The organism is Lacunimicrobium album (assembly GCF_052161635.1).
Taxonomy (GTDB): domain Bacteria; phylum Planctomycetota; class Planctomycetia; order Planctomycetales; family Planctomycetaceae; genus SXPC01.
On record NZ_CP197413.1, the window covers coordinates 1,933,632 to 1,951,832 of the forward strand.

At 56.6% G+C, this 18,201-nt stretch carries 10 protein-coding genes; 3 read left to right on the top strand and 7 right to left on the bottom strand.

The window, feature by feature from the left end:
* The first annotated feature begins 32 nt into the window (after positions 1 to 32).
* On the top strand, positions 33 to 584 hold the full coding sequence (locus tag SH248x_RS07705) for a GspE/PulE/PilB domain-containing protein (protein WP_459557949.1): 552 nt from the start codon (positions 33 to 35) through the stop codon (positions 582 to 584).
* A gap of 101 nt (positions 585 to 685) precedes the next feature.
* Here SH248x_RS07705 and gatB read toward each other — a convergent pair whose 3' ends face one another.
* The 3 genes from gatB to SH248x_RS07720 form a co-directional block, all read right to left on the bottom strand.
* Complete coding sequence (gatB, locus tag SH248x_RS07710) at positions 686 to 2,176, bottom strand: Asp-tRNA(Asn)/Glu-tRNA(Gln) amidotransferase subunit GatB (protein ID WP_459557950.1); 1,491 nt, start codon at positions 2,174 to 2,176, stop codon at positions 686 to 688.
* Between the two features lie 215 nt (positions 2,177 to 2,391).
* Positions 2,392 to 4,371 (bottom strand): AAA family ATPase, encoded by a 1,980-nt coding sequence (locus tag SH248x_RS07715; RefSeq protein ID WP_459557951.1) that lies wholly within the window; start codon positions 4,369 to 4,371, stop codon positions 2,392 to 2,394.
* 185 nt (positions 4,372 to 4,556) lie between these two features.
* On the bottom strand, positions 4,557 to 4,970 hold the full coding sequence (locus SH248x_RS07720) for a hypothetical protein (RefSeq protein ID WP_459557952.1): 414 nt from the start codon (positions 4,968 to 4,970) through the stop codon (positions 4,557 to 4,559).
* Between the two features lie 349 nt (positions 4,971 to 5,319).
* Between SH248x_RS07720 and queC the strand changes: the two genes are divergently transcribed.
* Entirely contained in the window at positions 5,320 to 6,012 is a 693-nt protein-coding gene (gene queC / locus SH248x_RS07725) for a 7-cyano-7-deazaguanine synthase (RefSeq protein ID WP_459557953.1), read from the top strand.
* 8 nt (positions 6,013 to 6,020) lie between these two features.
* On the opposite strand, the gene SH248x_RS07730 is transcribed toward queC, so the two are convergent.
* Together SH248x_RS07730 and SH248x_RS07735 are read right to left on the bottom strand one after the other, a co-directional pair.
* The gene (locus SH248x_RS07730) at positions 6,021 to 7,016 is read right to left on the bottom strand and encodes a Rossmann-fold NAD(P)-binding domain-containing protein (protein ID WP_459557954.1); all 996 of its coding nucleotides are present in this window, start codon (positions 7,014 to 7,016) and stop codon (positions 6,021 to 6,023) included.
* 247 nt (positions 7,017 to 7,263) lie between these two features.
* Positions 7,264 to 13,515, bottom strand: a complete 6,252-nt coding sequence (locus SH248x_RS07735) for an alpha-2-macroglobulin family protein (protein WP_459557955.1) — start codon at positions 13,513 to 13,515, stop codon at positions 7,264 to 7,266.
* 633 nt (positions 13,516 to 14,148) lie between these two features.
* Here SH248x_RS07735 and rhaB point away from each other — a divergent pair.
* Positions 14,149 to 15,633, top strand: a complete 1,485-nt coding sequence (gene rhaB, locus SH248x_RS07740; RefSeq protein ID WP_459557956.1) for a rhamnulokinase — start codon at positions 14,149 to 14,151, stop codon at positions 15,631 to 15,633.
* Positions 15,634 to 15,804: 171 nt separating this feature from the next.
* On the opposite strand, the gene SH248x_RS07745 is transcribed toward rhaB, so the two are convergent.
* Together SH248x_RS07745 and SH248x_RS07750 are read right to left on the bottom strand one after the other, a co-directional pair.
* Entirely contained in the window at positions 15,805 to 16,536 is a 732-nt protein-coding gene (locus SH248x_RS07745; protein ID WP_459557957.1) for a hypothetical protein, read from the bottom strand.
* 67 nt (positions 16,537 to 16,603) lie between these two features.
* Positions 16,604 to 17,992 carry a C45 family peptidase gene (locus tag SH248x_RS07750; RefSeq protein ID WP_459557958.1) on the bottom strand — a complete coding sequence of 463 codons (1,389 nt, stop codon included), beginning with the start codon at positions 17,990 to 17,992 and terminating at the stop codon, positions 16,604 to 16,606.
* Between the last annotated feature and the right edge of the window lie 209 nt (positions 17,993 to 18,201).

Consider the following 18,201-nt stretch of genomic DNA (forward strand, 5'->3'; position numbering starts at 1 on the left):
TGGACTTTGATGATGTGACGTAGGGGATTGCGATGACCGGCAGCAAGAACGATTTCATCTATGACTTTGACGAAGATGATTTGGATTGCATCACGATCAATCCGCACCTTCTGGAAAAAGTTCCTGAAGCATTCGCGCAGAAATCAACGGCCTTACTCATCAGCTGTGAAGCGAACGAGTTGCAAATTGTCACGTACCCTAGACCGGATCATGAACTGGATGAGTTACGAGAAGCGTTACGCTTTGCAATTGAAATGGATGTGAGCATCCGTTTCTCATTTGCTGAGAAATACATTCTCGATCACACCATTGAACGGCTTTACAAGACCGCTGCGGCCATCATTGAAAACTGTGATTTGAAGTTCCAATTTCGCTGCCCGAAGCGGTGGCTTGACCTCTCACCCACAGATCACGAAACGAGAAGGTTTTGTTCTGTCTGTCAACGTGCTGTTTATCTGTGTGACAATGAGTACGAAGCGAAGACGCTGGGAAAAGAAGGGAAGTGTATCGCGGTTATTGATCTCAAGTATCCCAGCGGTTATTTGATTGGGTCATTGATACCAGACGATGACTACGGGTATTGAATTCGTGCAGATTCCGCTGTGATGACCATCAGTGGACGCCAACCGTGTGACAGGACGTCAACATCACAAATATACGGCATTCACGGTCCGCACAGCGGACCCTACTTTTGGATTTCGGCGAGCAGTAGTTCGCGGATGCGTTTGGGGTCGGCGCCTTTGATTTGTTTGGCGACTTGGCCGATGAGGGGGCCGATGGCTTGGACTTTGCCTGCTTTGACGTCGGCGACGATCTTTTCGTTTTTGGCGAGGATCTCGGCGATGATGGGGGCGAAGGCGCCATCGTCGGAGACGACTTTCAGGCCGCGTTCGGTGATGATGTCGTCGACGTCGGAACTGGTGATGGCGTCGGCTTCGGAGCGTTCTAGCAAGGCGGCGAAGACTTCTCTGGCGCTCTTGATTGTGATTTCGTTTTTGACGACTTTTGCGAGTAGTGTTCCGAGGATTTCTGAGGAGAGGGCGAAATCTTCGATGCCGCAGCTGCGTTCTTTGAGTTCGCGCAGGACGTCCTGGGTGATCCAGTTGGCGGCTTGTTTGCCGTCGCCGCAGAGTTTGGCGGTTTGTTCGTAGTAGTCGGCGGTCATGATGCCCTGGTCGACGATCACGGAGGCGTCATACAAAGAGATGCCGTAGTCGGACTGGAAGCGGGCGCGTCGGGTGGCGGGGAATTCGACGAGTGTGGCTTTGACTTCCTCGAGCAGTGCGTCGCTGACGGTGACCGGGACGAGGTCGGGGTCCGGGAAGTAGCGGTAGTCGGCGGCTTCTTCTTTGGAGCGCTGGCCGAAGGTGGCTTGTTTGCTGGCATCCCAGCCGCGGGTCTGTTTGCCGACGTCGCCGAGTTTCTGGCCGGTCTTTTTCCAGTGTTCGTACTGGCGCTGGGCTTCGTAGTTCACAGCGGCTTCCGCGTTGCGGATGCTGTTCATGTTTTTGATTTCGACGATCGGGGTCGCGATCTTCTGGCCGTCGTCCCCTTTGATCCACAGGTTGACGTTGGCGTCGCAGCGGAGGGAGCCTTCCTGCATGTTGCAGTCGGAGACGCCGAGGTACGTCAGCAGGAGTCGCAGTTCTTCAAGGTAGCGACGGGTCTGGAAGGCGGAGCGCAGGTCGGGCTCGGAAACGATTTCGAGGAGCGGGGTGCCTGCGCGGTTGAGGTCGACCATGCTGTCGCCGCCGCGGCCGGATTCATCGTGCATGTTCTTGCCGGCGTCTTCTTCGAGGTGGACGCGGTTGATGCGGATGCGGGTTGGCTTGTCGCTGTCTTCGGATTCGGGAACGTCGAGCCAGCCTTGCGAGCTGAAGGGGAGATCGTATTGGCTGATCTGATAGCCCTTGGGGAGGTCTGGATAGAAGTATTGCTTGCGGTCCCACTTGGTGAAGCGGGCGATCTGGCAGTTGAGGGCGAGCGCGGTGCGGACCGAGAGCAGGAAGGCTTCCCGGTTCATGACGGGGAGAGAACCGGGGAGGCCGAGGATGATCGGGTCGGTCTGGGTGTTGGGTTCATCGGGATTGAAGCGGTTCACGCAGCTCGAAAAGAGTTTCGAGTTCGTGAGCAACTGCACGTGAACTTCCAGCCCGACAACAATCTCGTAGTCCATCTTCCACCTGAATAAAAATCGCCGTTAAGTCTCGAAGGGAGATGTTGCAGCCGGGGTTTGTGCTGTGTGAATAAATACAAACCACGGATGAACACAGATCGACACGGATGGGATGAAAAGTTCTCCGGTGTGCGATCTGAACCCTGATTTGCCAAGCATAACAAGATTTGAGGGGCGGTCTATTGAGGGGGCATGTGAGAGGGTCACAAAGCGATTTACTCTGTCTTGTGGTCTTTGATGACCTGGACTTTTCCTAAGCGGCCGCTGCCGGTGGGCGGGGGGACGAGCTGGAGTTTGACCGGGAGCCAGACGGGGCGAGGGAGGGGTGTGTCGCGCAGGGCTTTGATGACGGGGAGCTTGAGGATTGATTTGGCGGTCTGGTACTGGGCGACGTCGATGATGTGGAGGAAGAGGCGTTTCTGGCGGATCAGCTTCTGGATTTGCAGCGCGAAGTCTTCGCTGAGGCCTCTCCACATGACGACGAATTCGTCGGCTTCCAGGCAGAGTGACGAGGTTCCGGTTGTTTCTACGTGAGCCCCGAAGTCTTTTTGGAGTGTACTGATCAGGGCGCCATGGTGAAAGCGGACATGGGCGACGATCGATTCGCCGAGTTGTCCATCGGCGAGGTAGGCGGTCCATTGATCTCGCAGGGACTGGCCGGCGTCGAGGGGGGCTGCGCCTTTGCGTTTTTCTTCGTCGAGCATCTGCATGACGCGGCTGTCGGAGGTTGCCATGCGGCAGCGTCCACGGGCCCATTCTCGCAGGTTGAAGATGGCGTCTTCCATGGTGACTGCGAGGGGGATTGTGGCTTCGCGCGAGGCTAACAGGTCCTTCATGGTGACGGTCTGTTGACGCGTATAGGACTCGATGGCGGCGGCGCTGACGACCTGTTCGAGCTCGGAGCCGGAGTAATGCTGGGTGACTTCCGAGAGGAGTTCGAGGTCGATGGTTTCCAGATCGATCTGACGTCTGAGCAGGTGGATCTTCAGGATGTCTTTGCGCTCGTGGTAGTTGGGGAGGTCGATGAAGAAGAGCTCGTCGAAACGGCCGCGACGCAGGAGTTCGGGAGGAAGTTTGGTGACGGAGTTCGCGGTCGCGACGACGAAGACCGGGGCGGTGTGCTCCTGCATCCAGGTGAGGAAGCGGCCGATCATGCGGGCGACGGTGGCGTCGGCGAAGGACTCCGATTCGTAGCCTGCGAAGGCTTTGTCCAACTCTTCAATCCAGAGGACGACGGGGGCGACGGCGTCCATGAGCTGGATGACTTCACGGAGATTTTCTTCGGAGGTGCCGCGTTCGGAACTGAGGAGGGCGCCGAAGTCGAGGCGGACGAGCGGGAAGGCGAGTTGTTTGGCGATGACGCGGGCGGACAGACTTTTTCCGCAGCCCTGGACGCCGACGAGGAGAACTCCTTTGGGTTGATCGATGCCGCGTTCGCGGGCTTCGGGGAGGAAGGCCTGGGCGCGTTGCTGGACCCATTCTTTCAGGTTCTCGAGGCCGCCGACTTCTCCCATGCCTTCGGCGAGGTCGTGAAATTCGAGGAGCTTGGAGCCGCCGAGGAGGTGTCGTTTTTCGTGGACGAGTTGGGCAATCATTTCGTCGTCGAAGCTGCGGCGCTGGAAGGTGACAGTGCGGAAGGCGCGGCTGGCTTCGTTTAAGGTCAGTCCTGTGACAGCGGTCGCCATGCGCTGGCGTTCCTGCATGGAGAACGAGTTGTTCTCTTCCATCTCGAGGACGGAGTCGAGTTCGCTGGTGACTTCTTCAAAGGTGGGCAGAGGGAGTTCGACTTCGAAGATGTCTTTGAGGAGTTCGCTGGGAATGGCAGCGGAGGGGCCGAGGCTGAGGAGGCATTTATCGGCGCGATCGAAGTCGGCGAGGGTCTCGCGGATCATGCGCGTGACGACAGGGTTCTGCCAGAGGTGATTCAGGTCGTGGACGAGGTAGATGCCGCGAGGGTCGGCCATGCGGGCGTCTCGCAGGAAGCTGCCGAGGGAGCGGATGACGGACTCGGTCAGATGGTCCGATGATTCAATGACGCTGCTGCTGGACCATTGTTTCAGGACGTAGCCGGTGCGTTGGCAGAGGACGTTCAGGTGGGACTTCCAGCGGTCTTCTTCCCATGTCTTGAGGAACAGCGCGGTATGACCGGTTTGAATTAACCGAGACAGTTCTGCCACGACGTTTCCCGCGGACATGGAGAGTTCCTTTTGGCCCTGGGAGGGGGGGGAGACGAGAGATGGAGCTTGAGCGTCGTGGCGTACTCTCGGTCGTACTTTGGGTTGAGAGCACAGGGGACAGGGGGTTTACACCCCCCGCTCGCCTTCAGAAGCCTGCTCTACTATGCGTCAGCGCGATCCGGGATGCAATACAAACTCGTCCGTTAGGGGAGCGGGGGGACGGGGGACGCGGTGGGGTCGAGTTGCTGTTGTTTTTGTTTGGCGGCTTCGTCGGCGAGGTGTTTCTGGTACTTCGCGCGGTAGGTCGACGGGTACATGATCGGTTTGTGGCGGCAGCTGGTGCCGTTGCAGCGACAGGGGCAGATCTTGCGGTTGAGTTTGCCCTGGCACCAGTCGGGCATGCCGGCGCGGGAGATATCGAAACGGGCATCGTAGAAGCGATCCATGCAGGGTTCGTGATCGCTGATGTCGTCGATCTTGTCGTAATAGCAGTTGGACCACTGGCAGCAGCGGCAACCTGAGAGACTGACGCTGATGGTCAGCATGGCGAAGGCCAGCATGGTCCAGGCGAACCGTCGCGCGGGCGTTTGTGGTGGGGTGGTGTATTGTGTCTTCATAGTTTGCATCCTTGCTAATGACGCCTCGACGTGGGCAGACAGCTGTTCCGTCAGCTGTCGAGGCGCTCGAAGGCTATTTGTACGGTGTTGTATTCGTACTGTGTTGAAATCGACGAAAAGCGGACGGGAAAGCCAGCCATCGACGTCGGTTCGGGCATGGAACAGCCAGAACGAGCGGCTTCGAGGGAGTATTCCGTACAATCGTTACATTCGGAGTCCAAGGCCGGGCTGCGTTGAATGAGGCTGTGAGGCCTGTATGATGGGAGTTGACTGGTCCCGATGGATGAACGGCTATTCATGTCTCGTAGTGGTCGTTCCTGCTGAAATTGCTGTCGTAAAGAATTTTGCCATGACTATGAAAAAAGCTGTCGTCCTTGTGAGTGGGGGACTCGATTCTGCCACGACGCTCGCCCTTGCGATGGCGGAGGGGTATGAGGTCTTCGCGATCTCGTTTGACTATGGGCAGAAGCATCGCTTTGAGCTTGAGTCAGCGGCGAAGGTCTGCGAGTCGTTGGGAGTGAGCAAGCATGTTGTTTTTACGCTTGATCTGAGTGCCTTTGGCGGGTCGGCTTTGACGTCGGCCATTGAGGTTCCCAAGGATCGCAATGAAGCGCAGATGAATGCGGAGATCCCGATTACGTATGTGCCGGCTCGCAATACGGTTTTCCTGTCGGTTGCGCTCGGATGGGCGGAGACGCTGGGGGCTTGTGACCTGTTCATCGGCGTGAATGCGGTCGATTACAGCGGGTATCCGGATTGTCGGCCGGAGTTTATTGAGGCCTTCGAGAAGCTTGCCAACCTGGCGACGAAGTCAGGTGTCGAGAAAACACAGACCTGGAAGATTCACACGCCGTTGATCTCGTTGACCAAAGGGGAGATCATCAAGGTCGGGTTGAATGCGGGAGTCGACTTTGGGCTGACGCATACGTGTTACGATCCGGCTGAGGATGGTCGCAGCTGCGGGCATTGTGATGCGTGTCTGTTGCGGCTGAAGGGGTTCGCGAATTTGGGGATGAGTGATCCGGCGAAGTATGTGCAATGAGTCGACGATTAACGGTGATTTCGTAACCAGTTTCCTAGTCGGATCATCGCTTCGTGGTAGGGAACCTTGGGATCGTAATCGAAGTCGCGTTGCGCGGCTTGGATGGAGTAGGTGTGGGACTGGCTGAGTTGTGAGGCGAGGAAGCGGGTCATTCTTGGTTCGGACTGGATGCGAAACGTGGTGTAGACTCCTTCCATGAGGGCGCCAGCGAATTTCGCGACGCTGACAGGGACGCGTTTCTTGACGGGTGGCAGATCGACGAGGGTGAGAATTTCGTCGATCCAGTCCCAGAGTTTGATGGGCTGGGGTTCGTTGATGAAATAGGCGTTGCCAGCGCAAGCGGAGCCAGAACCTAGGGCGTCGCAGGCTTTGAGGTGGGCGTCCGCGGCGTTTTCGACATAGGACATAGAGACGAGGTTGTCGCCGGTGCCGACTTTGGCGAGCTTGCCTTGTCGGGCGCGTTCGATGAGTCGCGGGATCAGGTGGTTGTCACGCGGGCCCCAGATGAGGTGGGGGCGAAGAGAGACGGTATAAAGACCGCCGGTGTTGTTGGCTTGGAGGATTTCCTGCTCGGCGATGGCTTTGGACTTGGGGTAGTTGCACAGGTAATCGGTGGGGTAGGGCAAGGATTCGTTGGCGTTGAGGTGTTCCTTGCCATCGTAAACGACGCTGGGGGAGCTGGTGTAAATCAGTCTGGTGACGCCGCCGCGTCGGGCGCCTTCGAGGACGTGTCTGGTGCCGACGGTGTTGGTTTCGTAATAGGACTTCCACTTGCCCCAGATGCCGGGGAGAGCGGCGACATGGAAGACGACGTCGTTGCCGCAACAGGCCTGCTCGACCGCACCGGCGTCTCGTAAGTCGCCGCGGTGACAGACAACGCCTTTTTTTGTCAGCTCGGGATAGTCGCCACGGGAATAGATTGCGACCTGATCGCCACGTTCGAGGAGACGGTCGACGATCCATTGACCTAGAAACCCGCCGCCTCCGGTGACCAGTGCTTTCATTGATGAGCCTTCAATCGCTGCTGTGGATGATGTGTGGAAGGGACAAGAGTACAAAAAAAGAGCCGCGATCGGAATGGAATGATCGCGGCAGTCTGGATCGACGGGCGGGTCTTATTTGCAGATGAGAGAGGGCGCATAAGAAAAGCGGTACGAATCTTTGGAATCGTACCGCTTTGTTGTTGGGGGGAACTGGGATCAGCGTACAAGCCTGATCCCAGTTTTGAAGAGTGATGATGAACTCAAGGTATCACTCGGTGATCAGGACTTTCTGTTCATCGGAGTTGGCTTTGAGTTCCGGGGCGTACATCGCCTGGACCAGGGTTGGTAAGGCGCTGAACTTGCCGGGGATTTCGGCTCGCATGCGGTAGGAGAGGCTGCTTGTGCCGCGGGGGAGGGTGCGGAAGAAGAGGGCGACTTTGGCGTCTTTGAATTCCGCATAGGCGCCATTGGCGGAGGCGATGTAGCCGCTTTGCAGGTCGACTGGTTCGCAGCCAGCGGGTTTGCTGTCTTCGACAAGGATGTACTCGTAGTCGTTCTTGCTCTCGATCGTGAATTCGATCTCGATCAGGTCGCCACTTTCGATTTCATCGAGGTTGGCCAGTTCTTTGCGGTCGTACTTCTCGACGTTGAGGGTCGTTGGTTGGCCGCGTTGGTCGCGCGTTGTTTCCTTCGCACCTTCCTGTTGGACCAGTTTGAAGTACTTGCGGTTGACCTTGAGTTCCAGACCGGCGGCTTTGATGTTTTCTTCGGTCGAGAAGTACGTCAGGTAGGCGTTCCAGTAGAGAGGAGCCTTGCCTTCCTTGATCAGTTCGATCGTATGTTCGCCGGTGGTGACTTCGTCGCCGGTGAGGACCAGGGATTGGTCGAAGTTGAAGAGCATGTCTTTGTTGATCGTGACTTCTTTTTTGAGCTCGCCATCGATCAGGACTTTGACCTTCAGTTCGGCTTCGCCTTCCTTGGTGGCGACGAGGTAGTCGTTCATGGCCTCAATGCAGAGCGCGGTATCGCGGGTACTGTTCCAGTAGGTCGCGTGTTTGCGGTTATTGAGGATGTATTTGACGAGTCGTGAGGCGTTCGGAGAGGTTGGCTCGGTGGCGCTGAGGAGCTTGAGGTAGTAGGCATTGGCTTCGATGTCGTTGCCGTGCCAGTACCACCAGCTGTAACCGCCAGGGAACTTCAGGTAAGCGGTCTGGTTTTCTTCATCGACGATCAGGTACTGCGAGATGTTCTCCATGACGGTCTTGAGCATCTCGGCTTGAGTCGTCTTGTGAAGAGCCAGTCCGAATTGAGCCAGGCAGTAGACCGACAGGTGAGTCCGGTCACGGAAGAGATAGTTGCGCATGTCGGCGTTGTCACGACCGGCTTCGTTGAGGACCATAAAGACGAAGGCATCGAGGTTGTCGGCCTGCAGGCGATAGTTCTTATGCTCGGCTTTCTTGTCGCGGACTTCGTCGCCTTTCTTGAGGAGGTCGATCTGTTCGTTCTGGTACTTCTGCAACCAGTTGAGGCCGCTCTCAAGCATGCCGGGAACGAGGGCGAGGTCGGAGGACTGGGCGATGTTCAAACCATGGACGACGGTTGCGGTCGTGTGGGGTGAGGAATGTTCGCCGAAGCCTGAGAACCAGCCCCAGCCGCCGTCGGAGAGTTGCATCTCGGTGAGGCGTTGGAGACCGTCTTTGGCCATCTTGAGGACTTCTTCATCGTCGAAGACCGGGTTGTGATCTGCTTCGAACTGGCCTCGTCGTTTCCAGTCGGCTGCACGCTGGGCAGCGTCGCCGAGTTCTTGTGGGTTGAGGTTAACCTTCTTGTTCTTGATGGCTTCAAGGTCGAGGTTCATTCGCTGCAAGGCCTTCAGTGTGATGACTGTCGGCAGGAAGCGGTTGAGGGTCTGTTCGGTGCAGCCATAAGGATAGTTGGCCAGGTACGGCAGAGCATCGACCATTGCGTAGGCGATCGTGGGAGAGTAGCGAATCTCGAGACGAGACTGCTCTCCTTTGCGATCGGCCGGGACGTTGATCGTGAACTTGTGGTTGTTCTGGTTCTGACGAATAATGCCGGTGAAGGATTCGAGTTTGAGGAAGCCGTGGACGTAGACCGGGAAGGTCATCTGCATGGCGTCGGACTCGACGTCGGTGAGGGCTTTCATGGTGACGACGGCAGAGCCAACTGACGTGGCTTTGACTTTCCAGTCGACGCGAACTTCGCCATCGGCTGGGATCGTGACGACCTTCGAAAGGTTCTCGGTTGTTTCCAGTGTGCCGCCTTCGAGGAGGAGTTGGACAGTCGCCTGCTTCTCTTCTTTCAGGTAGTTGTGGACGTTGGCGGAGAGGAGAACTTCATCGGTTTCGATGAAGAAACGAGGAGCTTGCAATCGGACGATGATGTTCTTGGCGGTCACGGCAGAGGTTGAACCTTCGCCGACTCTGGAGCCATCGGAGACGCACCAGGTTTTCATGGTCCATTGGGTGAGGTTTTCGGGCATCTTGAAGTTCGCGGTCGCGATGCCGTCGTTGTTGGTCGTCAGGTTGGCGATCCAGAAGGCGGTGTCTGCGAAGTCTTTGCGGACGGTTGGTTCGATGTTTGCGGAGGCTTCGCCTGCTGTTGATTCAACTTCCGACAATGAAGACCAGACATTCTCATTTTGCTGCTTAGCCATTGCTCCCTCAGGGGCAGCCATCGCCGCCATGGGCATGGCACTATCGGCTAGCTCCATGCCGCGAGCAGATTTGGAGAGAGGCCCTCTAGCACGTCCACCACCGAATGAGCCGCCAACTGCTACTAATTCCATCTCCGCCTTATCGGCAGCGAGGTTGCCGAAGGCTCCGAGGTTCTGCATCCCTGCTTCGCCATTTCTGTAAAGCAGGTATGAAGAATGGTTGAGGCTGTGTTCGGTGCGTGGGTAGTGGCTGCGTCGGTACTTCCAGAAGAACTCCTTGATGTTCGCGACGTTAGAGCCGCCGGAGATGTATTCGACGGATTTGTCATAGACAGTCAGCGCGATCGAGCCTTCGACGGGTTTGCCAGTGGCGTCGGTGACTTTGATTGTCACTTCTGCGTCTTCGCCGGGCAGGTAGGATTCTTTGGTCGAGGTGATTTCGACGTTGAGGTCTTTGCCCATTGGCGGGACGAGGATGTCTTTAGTGATGGAGTGGACTTCGGCGCCGGAGACGGTGACGGCTTCGATGAAGAAGTTGGGGAGGTCGGACTGGGTGATGTCGAGTTCGACGGTTGTCGATTTGCCTTTGAGGTTGATGATTTGAGGTTCTGGGTAGACGCTGCCCAGAGGTCGGACGAAGAGTAGGATGGTGGAATCCGCGCGGTCCGCGTTGATGAGGAGTTTGACCTTCTCGCCAACGGCGTAGGTGGCTTTGTCGGGGATGAGTTCGAGGGCGTTGAACTTCAGGTCGGCGGACTGCCAGTCGGTGCCGCGGATGATGAAGATGGTGGCTCCTTCCTGGGTCGCACCTTCTTTCGAAGTGACGCGATAGGCGAGGCGGAATTGGCCAGTCGATGGAGCCTGGAGGATTTGAGTCGCGTTGCCTTTGTCGTCTGTTGAGACGGTCCATGTCTGGACGGACTCTTCTTTGGGAGAGCCATCGGCGTTGTACGTGATCTTGAAGAGTTCGAAGGTTCCTTCGCCCTGGATCGGTTTGTTATCGAGGGTCTGGGCCTTGGCTGTGGCGGTGATTTTATCGCCGACGTTGTAGTAGCCGCGGTCGAGCCAGGTCGATACCTGGAACGGTTCGGCGGCGACGATGACGTTGCCGCTGCCAGTGATGGTGCGGCGAGAGAGGTCGACGACTTCAGCAGTAATGGAGTATTTGTGAGAGGTGCTGTCGCCGAAGATCTGTTTGGCGAGGGCGGTATCGATGGAGACTTTTACGGTCCCGTCTGCACCGATTTCGGTTTCGGTTTCGACGACGATTTCTGGGGGATCGGACGGTGCCGACCACCAGGTTGGGTAAGGTGCGAAGCAGCCCCATTTGCTGAAGCCGGGATACCAGTCGTAGTCGACGCCGAGCCAGCGGTAGCCGTTGCCGTAGTACCAGTCCCATGGTCCGGGTGGGAACCAGTTGGCGGTGTGCTTGGTGCGGCTGACTTTGTATTTGACGGTGGCATGCGTGACGGGGGCACCGAAGTAGTACTTGGCGCGGATGGTGGCTTCGAATTTCTCGCCGAGGGTGACCGGTTTGCCTGGAGACTCGACGGTGACTTCGAATTCAGGCTTCTTGTATTCTTCGACGCGGAAGCCGATTTGCCCCTGGACGTTTTGCTGCCATGGGATGGAGATGTTCCATTGGCCGAGGGTGGCATCAGCAGGGAGGGTGTATTCGCCGCTGATGGCGTTCCAGCGGTCTGCTTCGTAGTCGGCTTTGTTGACTTCTTCCCCCTTGGGGTTGGTGAAGACGGCGTTGAGTTTCCCGACTTTCGGTGCCAGTTCGGCGTCGTTCTTCGCGAGGAAGTCGACACGACGGACCCAGGCTTTCCAGGAGACTTTCTGGCCGGGGCGGTACACGGGACGGTCGGTGACAAAGAAGATCTTGTTATCGACAAAACGCTGATCACTCATGGAGCCGAACCAGATGCCCTGGAAGCCCATGTAGGCTAAGCGGCCGTTGGCGCCGCGGGCGATGGTCAGCCATTGGAACTGGTTGTCGGCTTGCTTGTCTGTGACGTAGGCAATTCCCTGGGCGTTGGTTTTCTCGGCGAAGTTTTTGAAGAGGGTTGGGATCCGTGTGCTGTTCTCCATGTGGGGATAACGGAATCCGATGAACTCGATGTTCACATCGGCGACTGGTTTGCCTGTGACAGCGTCAGCGACGTAGTAAAGTTCCTTTTGATTGACGTTTTTGCGAATCAGAGCCGTATCGGCGATCCAGTAGATGACGCGGGTGGTGTTGCCGCCATCGACTTTCGATTCCAGCAGATAGGCGCCGGCTTTCTGAAGAGGCGTCTGGACGGTGATGCGTCGGTCGAAGTGGTTGGGACGAGGTTCGAGGTCGACTGTCCAGGTTGCGACTTGTGCACCCTGGTATTTCTTCTGGTTCTGGTTGATGATCTGCTGGCCGATCTGTTCGATCTGAAGTTTATTCCAGTCGAGCTCGGCGGGTTGGGTTTTCAGGTAGGCTTTGAGGTCATTGAGGAACTCGTCGACCTTGATGGCATGAGCGGTGAAGGTGACTTTCTTGCCGTTGCGGTACTTGAAGTCGATGCTGGCACCGGCGCCGGCGGGTTGAGTGCCGCGGGGTTCGAATTCGCCCCAGTTGCCGATGATCTGCTGGCGACGTGATTTGTAGTCGGCTGTGTGTTCGCTGGGGAAGCGTTTGAGGGATGCTTCCAGTGCGGCCGCTGCTTTGGGGTACTGCATGCGGTTGGAGTATTCTTCCGCGAGACGCCCATAGGCATCGGCTGCGGTGGCGGCGTGAGACGATTGGGCGACCTCTTTATAAATCTCGATGTAGTTAAATTCCGCGGGAAGTGCGAAGCGTTTGACGCCGGTGGCGAGCTTGGCGATGGTTTCTTCGTCGGTGAGCGTTTCAAGAGCGAAGGGGCCGGTCTTTTCGTTGAGTTCGTCACCTTGAGTCGACTTGGAGAGGAGTTCCTGATAACCGCCGGAAAGCATGGTCTGGACGCCGTAGCGGACGCGGAGCAGGTCGGCGTACTGGAGCTTGATGAGATTCACGCGGTAGAGGTCGTCGGCTTTTTGTGCGATTTCCTGGGCCTGACCCAGCAGGAAGCGCCATCGTTCGCCGTTGCTTTGGGAAGCTTCGAAGGATTCTGGTTTGGAGAAGAAGGTCGGGCTGCCGTCTTCGTTGACGCCGGCGAGTTGGTTGAAAACGGGACGTCGACCTCGACCGAAGCCACGCATAGGGACTGCGCCTTCGGTGTCATAATCGGGGAGAGTCGTGATGTCGGTCAGTTCTTCGAGGGTGAAAGCGGGGGTTTGGCTTTGGAGGATGCGGGCGTAGGCGACGTAGAAGGCGTAAGGGTCGGCCAGTTTGCTGGTGGCGTCGTCTTCATCAATGTGGGTGACGCGGGCGAGGTCGTAGAGCTGGATGGCGCGGACGATGTCCCGCTGCATGCTGTTGGCCCATTGGGCGCCGTTGGCACCGCCGCGACGGTAGCCGCGCTGGAACTCCCCCGAGATGAGGTAACCGTAATGGTCGATCTCGAAGTACGACTGGCCGATGCGGGTGATGATGTCGGGATTCGCCTTGTGGGTTTCGACGAGTTGTTCGCGGAAGGTGTCGAGTTCGTCCATGAGGTCAAGTCGACCAAAGGACTCGATGGCATGCTGGTAGCCGAGCTTGAACTCGTCGAGCGAGATTTTCTGATTGGCGAGGAGGGCGCGATACATGTCGAGCGCTTCTTTGAAGTTGCCTTTTTTATGCAATGCTTCCGCCTGTTTCATTGTGGAGGGTTCTGGTTGAGCTGCTGGCAGGACGGTGAGGACCGCTGCCAGGAAAAGTGATAAGACAGTGAGCGATCGAGAAATCATGGGGAGTCCATTCGTAGAGTAAGTCAGGCGTGTTCAGCATGTTTCAGGCAGCCGATCCGGGGACTCGTTTCGCCCCGAGTGTCCCTGAGCGGCTCGTTCATCACGACATCAATGCTGAGAAACAAATCTGCGAAACCACGCCGGGATGTGACGTTGACGGGATGGGAAGCCGAAATTTCGCCCTACCTGGCATCCTCCGTGACGCGTGAGTATTAGCGCACATGGATGCCCAGATGAACAAGGTCAGTTTGTGAATTTCAGCGTGATGCAGGTTGGACGAAGAAAGGTGTCGGCGAGTTCCGAGGTTTTATGATTTTTGAGCTGGGTTGTACTGAAAGCGGAGCCCTACAGAAAAACAAACCACGGATAAACACGGATGGACACAGATAGGGAGAGAGAAAAGAGTTATGCCGAAGCCCTTTCGTGTCTGGTGTTTTTGTTTGATCTGTGTCTATCTGTGTTAATCTGTGGTTCAATTTCTGAGGGATCTCATGGTGGAATTTTGCGGGCAGTCGTCGTTTGGTGGCTGCGATGGTGTGAATTCATGAAAGATGGTTTATACTATCGCTGCGATGTGTTTGGCGATTTTTTCCAGAATCCACCAACTTTTTCAGAACAATGTGGAAACAAACAGTGGAACAACAGGTCTACCTCGGGGTCGATTTAGGGGCTGAGTCCGGTCGTGTCATGGCCGGGATTTTCGATGGCCAGACCGTCAACCTTGTTGAAGTCCATCGTTTTCCCAATACTCCGGTGCGGGTGGCGGGGAGCTGGCGCTGGGACGTGTTGCGACTGTGGTATGAGATTCAATGCGGGTTGAAGAAGGCCGGGGAGCAGTTTGGCAGTCGGATTGTTTCGGTCGGGGTCGATACCTGGGGGGTCGACTATGTGCCGTTTAATAAGAACGATGAGATGCTGGGCCAGCCGGTCTGCTATCGCGATCATCGACATGATGGGGTGATGGAAGCGGCCTGGGGACGAGTTTCCCGCAAGGAGATTTATCAGCGGACGGGGCTGCAGTTCCTCGTCTTCAATACGCTGTATCAGTTGATTGCATTTCAGCGGGACCAGCCGGAACTGGTCGAACTGTGTGACCGGATCTTGATGATGCCGGACTGTTTGCACTGGCTGTTGTGTGGCAGTCGAGTGGTGGAGTACACGAATGCGACGACGACGCAGTGCGTCAACGTTGAGACGGGTGACTGGGATGATGATCTGATTGCGAAGTTCGGGTTTCCCAGGAAGATGTTTCCGAAAATCGTGCCACCAGGGACGAAGCTGGGAGCGTTGCGCGAGGAAGTGGCGAAGAACGCGGGTCTTTCGAGAATCGATGTCATTGCACCGCCGACGCATGATACCGCAGCGGCTGTCGTGGGGATTCCGACGTCTTCGACAGGGCAAGGGAACTGGGCCTATATCAGCTCGGGGACCTGGTCGCTGGTCGGGGTCGAGACGGATCGGCCGTATGTCAATGAGCAGGCAGTGAAGTTCAATGTGACGCATGAAGGGGGCGTCGACGGGACGTATCGGCTCCTCAAGAACGTCATGGGGCTGTGGCTGGTGCAGCAATGCAAGAAGCAGTTTGATGCCGATGGTTCTGATCGCAGTTATGCGGATCTGGTCAAACTGGCGGGACAAGCCGAGGCGTATCGAAGTCTGATCGATCCGAATGATGGGCGGTTTCTGTCGCCGGAGAATATGGTGGACGCGATTCAGTCGTTCTGTCGCGAGACGAAACAGCCCACGCCGGACACGCCCGGGCAATTGATTCGATGCTGTCTGGAATCTCTGGCGTTCAAGTATGCGGACGTCTTGAAAGAGCTGGAGTCACTGACGGGGTTCCAGGTGAAGACGCTGCACATTGTCGGTGGCGGGTCGCAGAATGAACTGCTCAATCAGCTGACGTCGAATGCGTGTGGGATTGCTGTGGAAGCGGGACCGACAGAGTCGACGGTTTTGGGGAACGTGCTCATTCAAGCGAGAACTCGCGGGGCGATTGGGTCGCTGGGAGAAATTCGCGAGGTGATTCGACGGTCGAGTTCGATGAAGCGGTTTGAGCCGATGGTTGATCAGGCGACGGTCGGAGCCTTTGAGCGTTGGCGGGGATTAAAGAAGTAAGCGGTTGATTGCGATAGTGATGAGTCTAAGAGCCAGTCTTCTAATTCCCGTTATGCAAGAAATGTAGGGTGCTGGTGAGTCTTCGAACCGCACCAAAACGAGACTCGATCCCACATTTGGTGCGGTTCGCAAAGCCTCACCAGCACCCTACGAGGAACAAGAAGACTGCATCTAAGACACCGCGAGTTTGCTTTTGGCGGGAGAGGCTGCCGGGTTCCAGACGGGGGTGATGTCGGTTGCTACCCAGGTGGTCTGCTCGAAGCATGCGAGGAAGTCGTTGGAGATCTCTCGACAGGCGTTGGCGCACAACTCGTGGTAAGACGGGTGTGGCACGAGTTCGTTGGAGAGCATTTGTCGCCCCTCGAAGTACTCTTCGCGGCAGGACAGTGAATAGGCGAGTTCGAGGGGACCGTGTGGGTTATTCCATGGAAGTGTGACGACCGGGATGAGGTCGTAGGCGAATTCTCGTTCCGTGAAGCGGGCGAAGTCATCTCGGTGGATGCGAATGGAGACGCCGTTGAAGTAGTCGGTTGCCAGGCCAGTCGCGAAGGTGTTGAGAACGCCGCGTTCGTAGGGCAGAGTCTCGACGTTGTAACGACTCAAACTCGCGGGGCTCATGACATAGTTGTAGACGCGTTTTGCGCCGAAGGCGATGACCGGGCGAGAGAGGGAATGATCGGTCTTGTGAAGCGTGCGTTCGGCTGAGACGCGGCTCATGAGACTGCCAAAGCCGACGAGATGAAGCGGGAAATCCTTGGAAGTCAGGTCTGTCCAGGGGTAGCGAACAGGCGCAAGACGCTCGTCCATGCTCAGATGATTGAGCACGGTCTGGATGTCGCGGATGCGTTCTGGAGATTGTTCTGCAAAGGTCGGGCGGACGATTGGCTCGATGGTTCGGTACACTCAGGCAGTTCCTGTGCTGGTGACTTGATCGCCTTCGAGAACATCGGGATGTTCTGGACGAAACTGATCAACGATTTGACGAGACGGCAGGAGTGTCTGCCGCGGCTGGCTGTTCACTTTCTGCTTCTTCGTCAACGGGTTCGGCATCCGCGGGGAGCGGAGTGAAGATCGGCGGTCGGCTGGCGTGACGCTTGACCTGCCTGGCCAGAGACGTCGCCGCTTGTTTGGCCATGGAGGTATGGAATTCCAAAGCGGCTTTCTGGTTGATCCCTGACTTGCGCCATGATTCCAGTTGGTGATTGGTGGCAGTGATGATGTAGTCCTGGGTTTTGCCGAGTTGCTCGAAGGTTTCGGACAGGCCGTTGGTATGAATGCCTTTGCGAGACTTATCAAAGTAGAAAGCTCGCAGAGCGAGTGAATCGGTGCACAGGGAGCTGCCGTTTTTCGAGGTGCCGCCATTCATGACTTTTGCAGTCGCGGGCATGTTCGGCCAGGCAGGGACAGCCAGAGAGAATTTAGGATCGCCCAGGACTGACCACATTGTTGTTAAGGAAGGATCTTCGCCAGGTTTGACGCCGACGAAGCAGCAGGCAGAAACCGTTGTCGTCCGGCTGATCGTGGTTGCGGTCGGAATCAGTTCTGGAAGGGGGGCGGGCTTGCCGTTCACAGTTCCATCAAATGCCTGGCCTTCTTCGTTGGCCATGTCTTTCATGCAGCTTTTGAGGATGAACTCTGCAGAGACCTTGTCCGCTACGGCGTCGGTCAGAAGAGCTCGAGCGCGAAGAAAACGCTGGCCCGATGCGTTCGCTTGCACTTTCTCGAAGTTCTTCTGAGCGGCGTCCGTGATGTTTTCGCTGCCGTCGCCCGAGACGCTGCAGCCTTCCAGTTTTTGTCCTTCGAAACTGAAGTTGGATCGGACGACAAAGCCGTGAGGAGCGACCGTTGGATCGTTAGCGTCGAATTTCTTATGTGACTTGGGAGAGGTCTCAAAAATTGCGGCTCCGCCTTGAGCGTCGATGACGCCGAAGTTGGCGGTGGTGGCGCGTCCTGACTGATCTGTTTCTTTCAACAGCGTCTCGAAGTCAGTCATGTTGGAGCAAGTCTGGATGGCTTTGAGCATGAAGGAACCATTGCCCAGACCGCCTTTGGCTGACGGATCTTTGAGATCGTTAGTGACCGAGTTCTCGATGCAGAAGCCCTGATCATTGCAGCCCATCCAGATTGATTTGTTGCTGCCTTTGTTGACGATGGCGATGCCGCGGAACTTGCCGCCGTCGATGACGATGAGTTCGTTATCGATGACGCTGTAATCGCGGTTCTTCCACAACAGCGGACGTCCATCAATCGTCGCCTTGCCGCTGATGACGGCGGTGGTGCAGGCCTCGACGTTGTTGGAATCGACGACGAGGAAGATCGTCAGCGTAGCGATCAGGAAGCGGTAGATGGCGGTTTGCATCACGTTTGGGAGTCCATCGTTTGAATCGCGAAATGTCGAAAGCGAAGACGCCGTGGTGTGTGCGTCTGTTGATCGCAGGGGCAGGTCAAATCAGTCGAAGCGGAGTGGCCGTTTCAATTGGGCTGAACTACTTATTCTCCCGGATCAGGCGTCAATTCAACTGTTGACATGTGAGCGTTGGACTTATAATACGGTCCCTGCAGATGACT

What these genes read in the sequence shown, in the direction of transcription:
- SH248x_RS07735 (WP_459557955.1), bottom strand. Translation starts at nt 13,515, where the DNA reads ATGATTTCTCGATCGCTCACTGTCTTATCACTTTTCCTGGCAGCGGTC.
- SH248x_RS07720 (WP_459557952.1), bottom strand. Translation starts at nt 4,970, where the DNA reads ATGAAGACACAATACACCACCCCACCACAAACGCCCGCGCGACGGTTC.
- SH248x_RS07730 (WP_459557954.1), bottom strand. Translation starts at nt 7,016, where the DNA reads ATGAAAGCACTGGTCACCGGAGGCGGCGGGTTTCTAGGTCAATGGATC.
- SH248x_RS07715 (WP_459557951.1), bottom strand. Translation starts at nt 4,371, where the DNA reads ATGTCCGCGGGAAACGTCGTGGCAGAACTGTCTCGGTTAATTCAAACC.
- queC (WP_459557953.1), top strand. Translation starts at nt 5,320, where the DNA reads ATGACTATGAAAAAAGCTGTCGTCCTTGTGAGTGGGGGACTCGATTCT.
- SH248x_RS07705 (WP_459557949.1), top strand. Translation starts at nt 33, where the DNA reads ATGACCGGCAGCAAGAACGATTTCATCTATGACTTTGACGAAGATGAT.
- gatB (WP_459557950.1), bottom strand. Translation starts at nt 2,176, where the DNA reads ATGGACTACGAGATTGTTGTCGGGCTGGAAGTTCACGTGCAGTTGCTC.
- SH248x_RS07750 (WP_459557958.1), bottom strand. Translation starts at nt 17,992, where the DNA reads ATGCAAACCGCCATCTACCGCTTCCTGATCGCTACGCTGACGATCTTC.